At 50.2% G+C, this 14,141-nt stretch carries 12 protein-coding genes; 11 read left to right on the top strand and 1 reads right to left on the bottom strand.

All coding sequences use genetic code 11. The features are described from left to right. Positions 1-102: 102 nt before the first annotated feature. The gene (locus SHK35_RS13150) at positions 103-1,377 is read right to left on the bottom strand and encodes an IS110 family transposase (protein ID WP_318710117.1); all 1,275 of its coding nucleotides are present in this window, start codon (positions 1,375-1,377) and stop codon (positions 103-105) included. Positions 1,378-1,672: 295 nt separating this feature from the next. Here SHK35_RS13150 and modA point away from each other — a divergent pair, with 295 nt between their 5' ends. From modA to SHK35_RS13205, 11 genes are all read left to right on the top strand, one after another. Next, entirely contained in the window at positions 1,673-2,482 is an 810-nt protein-coding gene (gene modA, locus SHK35_RS13155; protein WP_318710118.1) for a molybdate ABC transporter substrate-binding protein, read from the top strand. A gap of 9 nt (positions 2,483-2,491) precedes the next feature. Beyond that, positions 2,492-3,160: a molybdate ABC transporter permease subunit gene (gene modB / locus SHK35_RS13160; RefSeq protein WP_318710119.1), complete on the top strand. Its 669-nt coding sequence runs from the start codon at positions 2,492-2,494 to the stop codon at positions 3,158-3,160. Beyond that, on the top strand, positions 3,160-4,248 hold the full coding sequence (locus tag SHK35_RS13165; RefSeq protein WP_318710120.1) for a sulfate/molybdate ABC transporter ATP-binding protein: 1,089 nt from the start codon (positions 3,160-3,162) through the stop codon (positions 4,246-4,248). The genes modB and SHK35_RS13165 overlap by 1 nt, the downstream gene beginning before the upstream one ends. A gap of 24 nt (positions 4,249-4,272) precedes the next feature. After that, entirely contained in the window at positions 4,273-5,268 is a 996-nt protein-coding gene (gene moaA / locus SHK35_RS13170) for a GTP 3',8-cyclase MoaA (RefSeq protein WP_318710121.1), read from the top strand. Positions 5,269-5,271: 3 nt separating this feature from the next. Beyond that, positions 5,272-5,760, top strand: coding sequence for an MOSC domain-containing protein (locus SHK35_RS13175; protein ID WP_318710122.1), 489 nt, complete (start codon positions 5,272-5,274; stop codon positions 5,758-5,760). Beyond that, entirely contained in the window at positions 5,690-6,229 is a 540-nt protein-coding gene (locus SHK35_RS13180; protein ID WP_318705178.1) for a MogA/MoaB family molybdenum cofactor biosynthesis protein, read from the top strand. The genes SHK35_RS13175 and SHK35_RS13180 overlap by 71 nt, the downstream gene beginning before the upstream one ends. A gap of 151 nt (positions 6,230-6,380) precedes the next feature. Next, on the top strand, positions 6,381-7,160 hold the full coding sequence (locus SHK35_RS13185; protein ID WP_318705177.1) for a formate dehydrogenase accessory sulfurtransferase FdhD: 780 nt from the start codon (positions 6,381-6,383) through the stop codon (positions 7,158-7,160). Continuing rightward, entirely contained in the window at positions 7,129-8,964 is a 1,836-nt protein-coding gene (locus tag SHK35_RS13190; RefSeq protein WP_318710123.1) for an NAD(P)-binding protein, read from the top strand. Before SHK35_RS13185 ends, SHK35_RS13190 begins: the two co-directional genes overlap by 32 nt. Further along, on the top strand, positions 8,964-11,663 hold the full coding sequence (fdhF, locus tag SHK35_RS13195; RefSeq protein ID WP_318710124.1) for a formate dehydrogenase subunit alpha: 2,700 nt from the start codon (positions 8,964-8,966) through the stop codon (positions 11,661-11,663). The genes SHK35_RS13190 and fdhF overlap by 1 nt, the downstream gene beginning before the upstream one ends. 32 nt (positions 11,664-11,695) lie before the next feature. After that, entirely contained in the window at positions 11,696-12,526 is an 831-nt protein-coding gene (locus SHK35_RS13200) for a hypothetical protein (RefSeq protein WP_318710125.1), read from the top strand. A gap of 64 nt (positions 12,527-12,590) precedes the next feature. Beyond that, a complete protein-coding gene (locus SHK35_RS13205) occupies positions 12,591-13,982 on the top strand; it encodes an alanine/glycine:cation symporter family protein (protein WP_318710126.1) in 1,392 nt (463 codons plus the stop codon). The last annotated feature ends 159 nt before the right edge of the window (positions 13,983-14,141 follow it).

Here is a 14,141-nt window from a genome sequence, read left to right on the forward strand (position 1 = left end):
GATAGTGTGAAAGAAAGTAGAGGAAAACCGTAAATTGGCACACTTGAATAAGCTGTCTAAAGCAGGCAACTTTTTGAAGTGTTATAGAGTTAGGAAATTAGGTCAGGAAGCTAATGGTTCATCAGGAGGAAGTAATCCTTCTCGCTGCAATAGTTTCTTGGCTTGCTTGATAGCTTTTGCTTTTTGTTTTTCAACAAGAGCTACAGGCATATCGATTTTGTAAAGATCGCTCGGATTCCACTGCTCACCAGTAGACAGCATCTGGTAGATAGCGGTGAGAATCATACGGGCAATAGCGATAATGGCTCTTTTCTTGCCACGGCGTTTAACCAGTGATTCATATTTCTTTTTGTAGTAAGGAGATTTGTTAGATTTTACGGCTGCATGGGCACACTGTACCAATGCAGGTTTGAGGTAGACTCCGGCACGTGTAATCCGAACAGACTTCTTCTTACCAGCAGATTCATTGCTGCCGGGTGTAAGACCAGCCCAGCAGCATAGACGCTTGGAACTTGAGAATTGAGACATATCGGTACCGATTTCGGAGATGATAGTGATTGCACTATCACGTTTTACACCCGGAATGGCACAGAGCAACTGGACAGCATTTTCAAAATCAGAATTAGAAGAAATCATATTTTCTATCATTTTATCAACATCGTTGATTTCAGCTGTGATATAATCCATATGTGCGCGGACGAGGCGCATACGATATTTTTGGGCATCAGTCATCTGATATCCTTCGACGGATTCTATAACAGCATCTTCTTTGGATTTGAGACTCCTAAGAAGTTTAGATGTGATTTCTTCGTGGTTAATGGATGTACCCGATTGTTCAAGCAGATAGTCGATAATGGATGTGGATGACTTCCCAAAGATATCGGAAACAACAGAATCTAATGCAACATTACAAACAGTAAGAGCATTCTGATATCTATTCTTTTCACTTGAACGGCAGGAAACAAGCTTGTAACGATAGCGAGTGTATTCCCTGAGAATACGGACTTTCTTGCAAGGAATATAACTGCCTTTGACAAGTCCAAGACGGAACAAATCCCCAATCCATTTAGAATCTTTGGCATCATCTTTATTGCCTTTCACCGCCTTTACCCATTTGGGATTGGCAATGACAACATTGATTTCATCTTCCAGAAGATTGAATACAGGAACCCAGTATTTACCTGTGGATTCCATACAGACATCATGACAGTCATTGTCGAGAAGCCATTGCTTGAATTCAAGAATTGAATTGTTAAAGGTGGAAAAGCGCTTCTTTTGGTAAGAAGGCTCAATGCCACCAGTGGTTTTAACAATTGTGGCAACGAGAAAAGATTTGTGAACATCGACACCACAACAGGTTTGATAAGTAACTTTCATAGTCAGACTCCTTTCGCAAATGATAAGAAGCCATTGACTGAACTGCCACACGATTAAACTAAGGTGTTTAAACAATTCTTAGTGTACGGATTCGTGATGCCACTTATTTGTGCTTGAAAAGGCAGAACTTACACTGATTGATATGCTGTCTAAAACGAAGAAAGTTATTACAACTCCTCCTCCCGTGCTTTGTAGTGTAGCTTCTTACAAGCAATTTTACAGCAAAAAGTAGAGAGTTGAAATACTTTCATTACTATTTGTGCCGCCAGCCAAAGGCGGCGGAATGGAGATTGATATGAAAAGAACAGGAAATAAAATTGTGATGCTTTTGCTTGCAGGCTGTATGCTGCTTGCCACCGGCTGCGCAGGAGCACAGGAGGAAACTGCACAGCGCGCAGACGCGCAGGAGAATGTGGAGCTTACTGTGCTCGCGGCTGCAAGCCTGACGGATGTATGCAATGAGATTAAGACGATGTATGAGGCGGAGCATGAAAGTGTCACCCTGAATTTTTCCTACGGGGGCTCCGGCGCTCTGCAGACGCAGATCGAAGAGGGAGCGCCTGCGGATATTTTTATTTCTGCAGCACAGAAGCAGATGGATGCCTTGAATGAGGAGGGGCTGATGGAATCGGATTCCATTCAGGATCTTTTGGAGAACAAGGTGGTATTGATTGTACCGCAGACAAGCACTGCGGGAATTGAAAGCTTCGAGGATGCGGCCACGGACAAGGTGGGCATGATCGGACTGGGAGAGCCTGGAAGCGTTCCGGCGGGACAGTATGCGGAGGAAATTTTCACCTCTCTTGGAATCCTGGATGAGGTAAAAGCCAAGGCCAATTACGGAACGGATGTGAGAAATGTGCTTTCCTGGGTGGAAACGGGAGAGGTGGACTGCGGCGTGGTTTACGCCACGGACGCCATTTCCTCTGACTCCATTACAGTGGTGTGCGAGGCGCCGGAGGGCTCCTGTACTCCCATTATCTATCCCATGGGCATTGTAAAGGCCTCCGAGCAGAAGGAAGCGGCCCAGGAATTTATGGATTACCTGAAAACAGATGAGATCAGCGCCCTTTTCGAGTCCTATGGCTTTGCCACGGTGCAGTAGGTGGCCGGGATGGATTTTTCACCTTTTATCATTTCTCTCAAGGCGGCCTGCTGCGCCACCCTGCTGACCTTTTTTCTGGGGCTTTTGGCCGCCTGGCTGATAGCCCCCATGAAAAGGGGGAAGTCCCTTTTAGATGGGCTTTTTTCTCTTCCCATGGTGCTTCCGCCCACTGTAGTCGGCTTTTTTCTGCTCCTTTTGTTTGGGAACAACAGCCTTTTGGGAAAGTTTCTGGACGCTCTTAGGATGGGGGTTATTTTTACCTGGCAGGGGGCGGCTGTGGCTTCCATGGTGGTATCCTTTCCCATTATGTACCGCACTGCCAGGGGAGCCCTTGAGCAGGTGGACGAAAATCTCATTCACGCCGCAAGGACCCTGGGAATGAATGAATTTCAGATTCTCCTGAGGGTGATGCTGCCTGCATCCTGGCCGGGAATCATGGCGGGAACCATACTGGCCTTTGCACGTGCGCTGGGAGAATTTGGGGCTACCATAATGCTTGCGGGGAACATACCAGGAAAGACTCAGACCATGTCGGTGGCTATCTATACGGCGGTGCAGTCGGGAAACAGAGCGTTAGCCTACCGCTGGACGGCGGTTATCATGGCTATGTCCTTTGTGACGATTCTGCTTATGAATTATCTGACGGATCACCGAAAGTCGAAAAGGAGGTCCGGGTAATGGCGCTGTATGTGGATATTGAAAAAAAGCTGGGAGATTTCCCCTTGAAGGCAAAATTTGAAGCGGGCGCGGAAACCTTTGCCATATTGGGAGCGTCGGGCTGTGGAAAGAGCATGACGTTAAAATGTATCGCCGGCATCGAGACGCCGGACAAAGGACGGATTGTGCTGGACGGCCGGGTATTGTTTGACTCTAAGGAGCATATCAATATGCCGGTGCGGAAAAGAAATGTGGGCTATCTGTTTCAGGACTATGCGCTTTTTCCAAATATGACGGTGCGCAAGAACATTCTCTCCGGCATGAAGGAAAAGGGGCGTAGGAAGGAGGAGGCCGTAAGGGAATACATCCGCCGGTTTTATCTGGAGGGATTGGAAAACCTGTATCCCTGGCAGCTTTCAGGAGGGCAGAAGCAGCGGGCGGCGTTAGCCAGGATGCTGGCTGCAGAGCCTGACATTATTATGCTGGACGAGCCCTTTTCCGCTCTGGACAGTTATCTGAAATGGCAGCTGGAGCAGGAAATTTTAAAGGTCATGGAAACCTACCAAAAAACGGTTCTTTTTGTATCCCATGACCGGAACGAGGTATACCGGCTCACGGACAAAATTGCGGTGATGGAGCAGGGGAAGCTTTTGGATGTACAGGAAAAAAAGCAGCTTTTTGACAGCCCCAAGACCCTGGCCGCCGCGCTTTTGACCGGCTGCAAAAATATAACGCGCTTAAAGCGGGAGAGCGGAGGCCGATACTGGGCTGTGGACTGGGGGATATGGCTTGGCCTGGAGGAAGGAAAAGAGCCGCCAAAGTACGCTGCTGTGCGGGCTCATTTTTTTGAGTGGGTTTCAAAGCCGGAACCGGAGGCAGTGTTTGACTGTCAGGTGGAACGGGTGATAGAGGATACCTTTTCCATGATTCTTTTGTTCCGGCAAAAGGGAAATCAAGAAGAGGGCGACTGGACCCACCTGCGGTATGAGCTTCCAAAGGCGGACTATCAAAAAATGAAGGAGCAGGGCGCCGGGGTTTCCTCAGGGGAAGGAGAAAAAGCGCTGTATCTGAAAATTCCCAGAGAAAAGCTGATGCTGCTTTGGCAGTAGGCGCAGAAAGGCACAGGTTTAAAGATGACGGACAACACTGGAAGAGTAATTGATTACCTCAGAATATCGGTGACGGACAAATGTAATCTGCGGTGCAGATACTGCATGCCCCCGGAGGGAGTCACGTCTCTGCGTCATGAGGATATTCTTTCCTTTGAGGAGATCACAAGAGTCTGCAAAATCATGGCCCGGCTTGGCATTAAAAAGGTGCGCATCACCGGCGGAGAGCCTCTGGTGCGTAAGGATATCTGCCGCTTGATCGAAGGGATTCACGTCATACCTGGGATAGAGGAGATTGCCATGACCACCAACGCAACCCTTTTGGCTCCTTTGGCGGGGGAGCTGAAAAGGGCAGGTCTTGACCGGGTCAATATCAGCCTGGATGCGCTGGACCCTTTGGTCTTTGCCGCCATTACGGGGCGGGATGCGCTGGGGGAGGTAAAGGAGGGACTCTCAGCTGCCCTTTCTGTGGGCTTTGGCGTAAAAATAAACTGTGTGCCCTGCAAGGAATTGAATGAGGGAGAGCTTAGAAGGGTGGCGGCCATTGCACAAAATCAGCCGGTGGACGTACGGTTTATTGAGCTCATGCCCATAGGCTGCGGAAAACAATTTCATGGAATTTCTTCCGGGGAGCTGCTTAAGGACTTTTCCGCCTTTTTCGGAGAGCCCAGGGAGGCGCCGGCATCCCCGGGCGGCGGCCCGGCCTGTTATTACCGTTTCCCGGGCTTTCAGGGAAGAATCGGCTTTATCAGTCCTATTTCCCATAAATTCTGCAAAAGCTGCAACAGAGTGCGTCTTACGGCGGAGGGGAGGTTTAAGCTCTGCCTGCATTATGAAAGCGGCATAGATCTGCGGAAATATCTGCGGGACGGGCGGACAGAGGATGCACAAATCGAAGAGGCAATTTTAGAGGCGGTGAAGAATAAGCCCGCCGCCCACCATTTTGAGAGTCCGGGCGAAGAAATGCCTTCAGAAAGGGAAAACGTGGAAGAAAGAAATATGAATCAGATCGGAGGATGAAGGATGGGCAGGGTAAGGGCTGTATGTATCAGTGAGAAAAAGGGAACGGCAAAGAGAAATGTGGGAAAATGTAATTTCCTGGAGGATTTTGGGCTGGAGAACGACGCCCACGGGGGAAAATGGCACAGGCAGGTGAGCCTTTTGTCCTATGAGGCGGTGGAGGCATTCCGGGCAAGAGGGGCCCAGGTGGAGGACGGCGCCTTTGGGGAAAACCTTCTGGTGGAGGGCTTTGATTTTAAAAGCTTTCCGGTGGGAACCATATTTACATGCAATGATGTGGTGCTTGAGCTGACACAGATCGGCAAGAAATGCCATTCGGAGTGTGAGATTTTCAAACAGGTGGGTGACTGTATCATGCCAAGAGAGGGCGTTTTTGCCAGAGTGCTCCACGGAGGAACCATACAGACAGGAGATGAGTTGTATGTCAGAGAAAAAAGAGAATCGGGAGAATCAGGAAAAGCTGAGGGCTGCAGTGATTACGGCCAGCGATAAGGGAGCGGCGGGGGAAAGAGAGGATTTAAGCGGTCCCGCCGTTTCGGAAATGCTTACAAAGCAGGGCTATCAGGTGGAACATAGAGTGCTTTTACCCGACGATGAGGAGCTTTTGTATCGGGAAATGGTCAGGCTTGCGGATGAGGAGGCGGTGGACGTGATCTTTACCACCGGAGGAACGGGACTTTCCAAGCGGGATCGCACGCCGGAGGCCACATTGCGGGCGGCTCACAGAAATGTGCCGGGAATTGCCGAGGCCATCAGGGTGCACAGCCTTTCCATCACACCAAGGGCTATGCTCAGCCGTGGGGTGAGCGTGATGCGGGGGCAGACCCTGATCATAAATCTGCCTGGAAGCCCCAAGGCAGTGCGGGAGTGCCTGGAATATATCCTTCCCAGCCTGGAACATGGTATTTTGATTATGAAGGGACTGGATGGGGAGTGCGGAAAAACGGAAAAACTTTGTTAAAAAATTATTCTTTCTTGTCAATTGATGAAAAATAAAGTACAATAACTTAGGCGATGGATATGCCAGACTTTCGGGTCTGGCATATTGTTATATTTGGAAAATGTGAAAAAATTATCTAACTGTGCCGCAAAAGCGGTCAAAGGAAATAAAAATGATACAAAACAGGGTTACCATGTGCCAGGAGATTGTAAAGGTTCAGGGAGAAGCCATCAAAAGGGCAGAGGATGAGCTGCTTTTGGAGCATGCGCTTTCTCTGGAATATGGAGGAGAAAAAATCCCCTTTTTCTGCACGGAGCTTCTGCTTCGGGAGCTTGCGGTGGGATATGTATTTTCTGCCTTTGGAAGAAATTTGGGAAAAGAAAGATATTTGTTGGAAAGTGTGGTCCCGGGCCATACGGAACTCCGTTTTTTGGGAGAGGGAGCTTTGGAGGCGCCCTTTGGCCGCGCACAGGACTTTACCGTGGAGGCAGAATGGATATTAAAGGCTATGGAGAGCTTTTCCAAGAGATCGGAGCTGTTTTTGCGGACGGGAAATGTGCACAGCGCCGCCTTTCTTCCAAGAAAGCAAAAGGGCAGAGGGCAGGAATTCCAGTATGCGCTGTATGCGGAGGATATCGGACGGCATAACGCGCTGGATAAGCTCATTGGGCTGGCCCTGGTACAGGATATTGATTTGTCGGATGGCGTTGTGCTTTTATCCGGAAGGGCTCCTTCGGATATGGTAAAAAAACTTATGTCAGCAGGGGTTAAGATGGCGGTCAGTGTCTCTGCCCCAACCTATGACAGTGTACGGCTGGCACAGGCTGCAGGCATAACGCTGATCGGCTTTGCAAGAGGAAGCAGAATGAATATTTACAGCAATGCGTATAGAGTGACAGGCAAGGAAAGGGAGGTTTTTCATGCAGACGAAAAACGTGATTTCTTCAAATGAAGTAAATGAAAAGGTTACCAAATTTCTGGACAAATATGTAAAGCGAGTAAAGGCCTGCCCCCCCGGGGTATGCCCCATTTCCGTGCAGCTTTCCTTTTTAGAGAGCGCAAGGACCCAGACCTGCGGCAAGTGTGTTCCCTGCAGAGATGGTCTGGAGCAGGTGGAGAACATGATGCGGGATATTCTGGACGGAAGGGCGGATCGAGAAACCTTTGACAAAATGGTGGCTCTTGCCCAGATGATACAGGATACCGCAGACTGCGCCATCGGTTACGAGGCGGCAAATATTGTACTGCAGAGCGTGGAGCTGTTTCATGATGAATATATGAGCCACATAGAAAATCACAGGTGCCAGGAGGAGATCGGGCAGAAGGTTCCCTGTATTTCCTATTGTCCGGCCCATGTGGATATTCCCGGCTATATCGCTTTGATCGGGGAACACCGCTATGCGGACGCCATCAATCTGATCAGACAGGATAATCCTTTCCCGACGGCCTGCGCCTTTATCTGTGAGCATCCCTGTGAGGAAAAGTGCAGAAGAGACTTGATTGACAGCCCGGTAAATATCAGAGGCCTCAAAAAGTTTGCAGTGGATCAGATTCCCGCAGATCAGGTGAAGGTTCCGGAATGCAATGTTTCCACCGGAAAGAAGGTTGCCATTGTAGGCGGCGGCCCCTCAGGCCTTACCACCGCATATTTTCTGTCTCTTATGGGGCATAAGGTGGTGGTTTTTGAGGAACGGGAAAAGCTGGGCGGCATGCTGCGCTACGGGATTCCCAACTACAGGCTTCCCAAGAACAGATTGGACGAGGATATCAACGCTGTCCTCTCTACGGGAAACATTGAGGTGAGATATCAAACTGCGGTAGGCAGGGATGTGACCATGGAGGAACTTTTAGAGGCGTATGACGCGGTGTATATCGCCATCGGCGCACAGGTGGGAAAAACCGTACATATCGCCGGAATTGAAAGCAACGGGGTCTATTCTGCGGTGAGCATGTTAAGTGAGATCGGAAGGGGCAATCTGCCGGATTACACCGGAAAACGTGTGGTTGTGGTAGGCGGCGGAAACGTGGCCATGGACTGCGCCCGCTCCGCGATAAGGTGTAATGCCAAAGAGGTGACGGTGATTTACAGAAGGCGCCAGGTGGATATGACGGCGCTGCCCTCGGAAATCCAGGGAGCCATAGAGGAGGGCGTAGAGCTTTTGACCTTGAATGCGCCGGTAAGAATTCATGCGGATGAAGCGGGAAATGTAAAATCCTTTGTGGCACAGCCCCAGATCATCAGTGTGTACGGCAAAAACGGGCAGCCTACGGCGGTCAGCGCAAACAAGGAGGAGATTGAGGTTCCCTGTGAGGTGGTGCTGATGGCCATCGGGCAGGATATTGTTTCCGCTCCTTTTGAAAAATACAGTGTGAATCCCAGAAGGAAAACCTTCGAGACCACCCCGGACACCAGATTGAAGGATTATGAGAAAATTTTTGCCGGAGGAGACTGCGTTTTTGGCCCGGCCACAGTAATTAAGGCAATCGGGGCCGGCAAGATTGCCGCTTTGAATATAGACGAATACCTGGGATACCATCACAAATTTAACGATGTCATAGAAATTCCCGCTCCCAGAGAGAATGAAAGAACCCATATCGGGCGGGTGCATCTGACGGACCGCTCCGCAAGAGAGCGGAAAAGGAATTTTGAGCCCATTGAAAACGGCATGTCCTACGACGAGGCCATGCAGGAGTGCAGCAAATGTCTCAGATGTGATCATTTCGGCTGCGGCGTAGTGGAAGGAGGCAGAGTATAATGGTGCAGATTACCATAGATGGAGTGGTCTTATCCGTGGACCCCAAGCTTACGATTTTGGAGGCCGCACAAAAGGCTGATATCAAGATTCCTACCTTGTGCTATTTAAAGGATGTAAACGAGGTGGGAGCCTGCAAAATGTGCGTGGTTGAGGTGGAGAGCAAAAAGCAGCTTGTGACCTCCTGCAACACCAGAGTTTCTGAGGGCATGGTGGTACATACCAAAAGCGAGAGGGTGGTAAACAGCAGAAAGCAGGTGCTGAACCTTTTGCTTGCCAACCATGACGTGAGGTGCTTTTCCTGTTCCAAATCCGGCGAGTGCCGCTTACAGGATCTCTCCAACGAATATGAGATCACAAAATCCTGCTATGAGAGCAATGCGGTGAAGCTGGAAGCCAAGAAGGAAAATCCCTTCTTAACTTATTATCCCGATCTTTGCATCAACTGCCAGCGGTGTGTAAGCACCTGCAATAAGGTGGCGGGAAACGGTGCGCTGCACAATACCAAGATCGGAACCAGGACCTTAATCGATGCGCCTTTCGGGCCGGACTGGAAAACCAGCCTGTGCGAATCCTGCGGCAACTGCGCCAATGTGTGTCCCACAGGGGCGCTGGTGGCAAAAAACCACAAAAAATATCAGATCAGCAAGGTGAAAAAGGTGCTGACCACCTGCCCCCACTGTGCCACGGGATGCCAGTTTTATCTTCTGGTAAAGGACAATGAGATTGTGGATGTGGAACCGGCAGACGGACCCTCCAACAAGGGGCTTTTGTGTGTGAAGGGCAGATTTGGTTCTTTTAATTTTGTGCATTCTCCTGACAGACTCAAATACCCTCTCATTAAGAATCATGAGACCGGGGAGTTTGAGAGAGCCACCTGGGATGAGGCACTGGATTTGATCGCTTCCAAATTTTTGGAGATCAAAAAGAAGTACGGACCTGATGCACTGGCGGGCTTTGCCTGTTCCCGGTCTCCCAATGAGGACTGCTACATGCTGCAGAAAATGGTGCGCTGCGCATTCGGCACCAACAACGTGGACAACTGTGCAAGGGTATGCCACTCTGCATCCGTTGCAGGCCTGGCCATGACGCTGGGCTCCGGCGCAATGACCAATCCCATCAGCGATATTACTCAGGACGTGGATGTGATTATGCTGGTGGGCTCTAATCCCGAGGAGGCCCATCCTGTCATCGGCATGCAGATACGGCAGGCCGTTGACAGAGGCACCAGACTGATTGTGGTGGATCCAAGAGACATCGGTCTTTCCAAACTGGCGGACATTCATCTGAAGCTGAAGCCTGGCACCAACGTGGCCTTTGCCAATGGCATGATGAACGTCATCATCAATGAAGGCCTTGCGGATGAGGAATTTATCCGCACCAGAACGGAGGGCTTTGAGGAGCTTAGGGAGATTGTCAAGGAGTATACGCCTGAGAGAGTGGCCGAGATCTGTCATATTGACAGCGATCACCTGCGGGAAGCGGCCCTGATGTACGCAAAGGCAAAAAAGGCGCCTATTATATACTGTTTGGGAGTCACGGAGCATTCCACAGGAACAGAGGGCGTTATGTCCATGTCAAACATGGCTATGCTGGTGGGCAAGATCGGCCGTCCCGGCTGCGGCGTGAATCCCTTAAGAGGACAGAATAATGTACAGGGAGCCTGCGATATGGGGGCAATGCCCGGAGACTTCCCAGGATATCAGAAGGTGACGGCTCCCGGAGTGATAGAAAAATTCGAGAAGGCCTGGGGCGTAACCTTGAACAGAAAGCCCGGCGTGCACGCCACAGATGTGTTCGGCGCGGCTATCCGAAAGGAAATCAGGGGACTGTTTATTTTTGGCGAAGACCCGATCGTGACGGATGCGGATCAGAACCATGTGAGGAAGGCTCTGGAAAGTCTGGACTTTTTGGTGCTGTCCGACCTGTTTATGACGGAGACAGCCCAGTATGCGGATGTGATCCTGCCGGGCACAAGCTATGCGGAAAAGGAAGGAACCTTCTCCAATACGGAGCGTCGTGTTCAGAGAGTGAGAAAGGCGGTTACCCTGGAAGGAGAAATGCGGCTGGATACGGATATCTTTATTGATCTGATGAACCGCATGGGCTATCCACAGCCCAGACTTACCGCCGAGGAGATCATGGATGAGATCGCTTCTGTGACGCCGTCCTTTGGAGGAATCAGTCACAGGCGTCTCGACAGGGGAGAATCTCTCCAGTGGCCCTGCCCGGACAAGAAGCATCCCGGCACGCCCATTCTTCATGTGGGAAAATTTGCAAGAGGGCTTGGCTGGTTTTACCCGGCGCAGTACACCCCAAGCGCCGAGCTGCCTGATGAGCAGTATCCTTTTATTCTCATGACGGGACGTATCCTCTATCACTACAACACAAGGGCCATGACGGGAAGAACCCTGGGCCTGATGGAGAGAGAGGGACATTCCTTTATCGAGGTGAATACGCAGGACGCTGCAAGGCTGGGGATTGCCGATCAGGAAAAAATAAGGGTTTCCTCCAGAAGGGGAACCATAGAGACCATTGCCAGGGTAGGGGAAAAGGTTTCCCCAGGGGAAACATGGATGCCCTTTCACTTCCCTGACGGGAACGCCAATGTGCTCACAAACGCGGCGCTGGATAAATATGCAAGAATTCCTGAATATAAGGTATGCGCCGTTAAAATAGAAAAAATACCTGTTTCACAATGAGCTGAGGGTTTATAATAACGGAAAGGAGCATAATGAAAAAGCCTGTTGTCTATGGCGTCTGCACGCTGTCTCTTTTGCTTCTGATAGCGGCCGCCTGCTTTCTTCCGCAGCTTGTCTTTCAGATAGAGGATGCTTACCGGATGGGGAGGACCTGGTCTGAGGAGAGGACTGGTCTTGCGGTGGAAAATTTGAATATGGATTACGAAATGTCCGTGGACAAAAGGCTGGAAAGCTTTGCAGAAAATGTAGATTCCTTTTTTGTATCAGGCACGGAGCTTTTGACAGATCAGGAAAGCTATATGGTGACAGGCGCTGCGCTGGAGCAGGATATCATCTGGATTTTACAGGATTTTGGAGTACTTCCTGCCTATTTCAGTTATGATATCATACAGATGAAGCGGTATTTGATCTGCCATGAGGATTTGAATAAAGGGATTGCCTTGAGCACCTATTATTGTGAGCTTCAGATATCTGATGGTTTTCAGGTGAAGGTTTTGTTTGATGAAAAGACAAATACCATTTACTGCCTGCGGTTCGAGCTGACGCAAGAGGCGAAGGACGCCTACGGAATGGAGAGCGATCTGTCTGTGGCATACACAAACAACTATGATCTGGGTTATATTTTTGCTTACTATTACGGCATAGACCCGGAGAATGGGCTGGAGACAATTCTTGAGGACTTTGGTGCAGGGGAGGATGGGGAATTGGATTTCTTCTCTGTCAAAATACTGCTTCCTTATGATTTTACTTCCCTGAGCCTGTGCATCGGCGGAAAGGAAGAAAAGGAGGGACTTACCTCCATATCCTTTGAAATCAAGGAAATAGCAGAGCTGATCCCGGAGCTTGTCGAAAGCGGATCGTAAAACGGATAACATAATCTGCCTCCCGCACAGATATACTTAGATAGGATGTGCGGGAGGTTTTTGTTTGGAGAGAGCGGAAAAAATCATAAAACAGTTAGATCAGATTGTGTGGGGGGCCGGGATGCTGGCGCTTCTTTTGGGTACGGGCTGCTATCTTATGATAAGGCTGGGTTTTTTGCCTCTGCGTAATTTAAAAGCTGCCCTGCTCTGTGCCATAGGGCGCGACAAGGCTTCTGAGCAAAAAAAGGAAGAAGGCAGGGAGGCGGGGATATCCTCCTTTTCTTCTCTCATGACGGAGCTTGCGGCCACCATCGGCACGGGAAATATTGTGGGTGTGGCCACAGCTATGGTTCTGGGCGGCCCGGGAGCCCTTTTTTGGATGATGCTTTCCAGCGTGGCGGGAATGGCCACAAAGCTTGTGGAGAGTATGCTGGCAGTAAAATACAGGGAAAAAAATCAGTCCGGAGAGTACGTGGGAGGCCCTATGTATACCATGAAAAACGCTTTTCCGGGGAGCAGATTTTTTACTGCTTTGGGGATGCTGTTTGCTGTATTTGCGGTGCTCGCCTCCTTTGGCATGGGAAATATGACACAATCCAATTCCATTGCCGCGGCGATTAAGGTCACCTTTGGCGTACATGAGGCGAAAACCGGGCTTGTAATTGGCATATTGACCATCCTGGCGGTGCTTGGCGGGATACGCACGATTTCCCGGGTGACCCAGGTGTTAGTTCCCGTTATGGGAGTCTTTTATATGGCCGGAGCCCTCACGGTGATCCTGTTTCATGCAGGAAACGTACCCGGTGGAATTGCGGGGATTGTGCAGGGGGCCTTTTGCCCGGAGGCGGTGGGCGGGGGACTGTTTGGCAGCGTCACAGTCTCCGCCATGGAGGCATTCCGATGGGGGATTTCCAGAGGGGTGTTTTCCAATGAGGCCGGTCTGGGAGCCGCAGGCATCAGCGCCGCCGCCGCAGACACAAAAGATTATATAAAGCAGGGATACATCAGCATGACAGGGGTTTTTCTGGACACCATTGTGATCTGCTCCGTCACCGGCCTTGCCCTTGCCGCATCCGGTGTTTTGGGGGCGGTGGATGAACGGGGAGAGCCCCTTGCGGGAACGGCACTGACCATTGCAGCCTTTGCCACCACCTTCGGGAAGTGGGGAGCTTTCTTCATCTGCATCTGCATCACCCTGTTTGCCTTTGCCACCATCGTTGGATGGGCCTATCAGGGGGAGAAGGCCTTTGAGTTTTTGGTGGGAAACACCAGATATTGTATTTTTTACCGTTTTTTTTACGGACTTGTATCCTATGTGGGAGCCCTGTGCGCCCTGGAGGTGGTCTGGGATTTTTCGGATATCTGCAACGCCCTTATGGCATTGCCGAATTTGATCTGTGTGCTGGCCCTTTCCGGGAAAGCCTGCAGGGAGCTGAAAGCCGCCGGCAGACCCTGAGAGCCTTCGGGGAGATCGAAGCCCCAAGCTTCCATGCCTGCCGGGCTTAAAAGAGTTGAGATATTGTAAAACTCGTGTTATGACCCGAGTTTGCCACTTGTAAATGAAAAATGGAGCCATACAGGCTCCAATTTTTTCAGTAAATATGCGAGTTTTCCA

The sequence above is a fragment of the Candidatus Acetatifactor stercoripullorum genome, assembly GCF_944382095.1.
Taxonomy (GTDB): domain Bacteria; phylum Bacillota; class Clostridia; order Lachnospirales; family Lachnospiraceae; genus Acetatifactor; species Acetatifactor stercoripullorum.

Excerpts from the sequence above, each read along its gene's own strand:
- SHK35_RS13165 (WP_318710120.1), top strand. The coding sequence starts at position 3,160 with ATGGCGCTGTATGTGGATATTGAAAAAAAGCTGGGAGATTTCCCCTTG.
- SHK35_RS13175 (WP_318710122.1), top strand. The coding sequence starts at position 5,272 with ATGGGCAGGGTAAGGGCTGTATGTATCAGTGAGAAAAAGGGAACGGCA.
- moaA (WP_318710121.1), top strand. The coding sequence starts at position 4,273 with ATGACGGACAACACTGGAAGAGTAATTGATTACCTCAGAATATCGGTG.
- SHK35_RS13180 (WP_318705178.1), top strand. The coding sequence starts at position 5,690 with ATGTCAGAGAAAAAAGAGAATCGGGAGAATCAGGAAAAGCTGAGGGCT.
- modA (WP_318710118.1), top strand. The coding sequence starts at position 1,673 with ATGAAAAGAACAGGAAATAAAATTGTGATGCTTTTGCTTGCAGGCTGT.
- fdhF (WP_318710124.1), top strand. The coding sequence starts at position 8,964 with ATGGTGCAGATTACCATAGATGGAGTGGTCTTATCCGTGGACCCCAAG.
- SHK35_RS13200 (WP_318710125.1), top strand. The coding sequence starts at position 11,696 with ATGAAAAAGCCTGTTGTCTATGGCGTCTGCACGCTGTCTCTTTTGCTT.
- modB (WP_318710119.1), top strand. The coding sequence starts at position 2,492 with ATGGATTTTTCACCTTTTATCATTTCTCTCAAGGCGGCCTGCTGCGCC.
- SHK35_RS13190 (WP_318710123.1), top strand. The coding sequence starts at position 7,129 with ATGCAGACGAAAAACGTGATTTCTTCAAATGAAGTAAATGAAAAGGTT.
- SHK35_RS13150 (WP_318710117.1), bottom strand. The coding sequence starts at position 1,377 with ATGAAAGTTACTTATCAAACCTGTTGTGGTGTCGATGTTCACAAATCT.
- SHK35_RS13185 (WP_318705177.1), top strand. The coding sequence starts at position 6,381 with ATGATACAAAACAGGGTTACCATGTGCCAGGAGATTGTAAAGGTTCAG.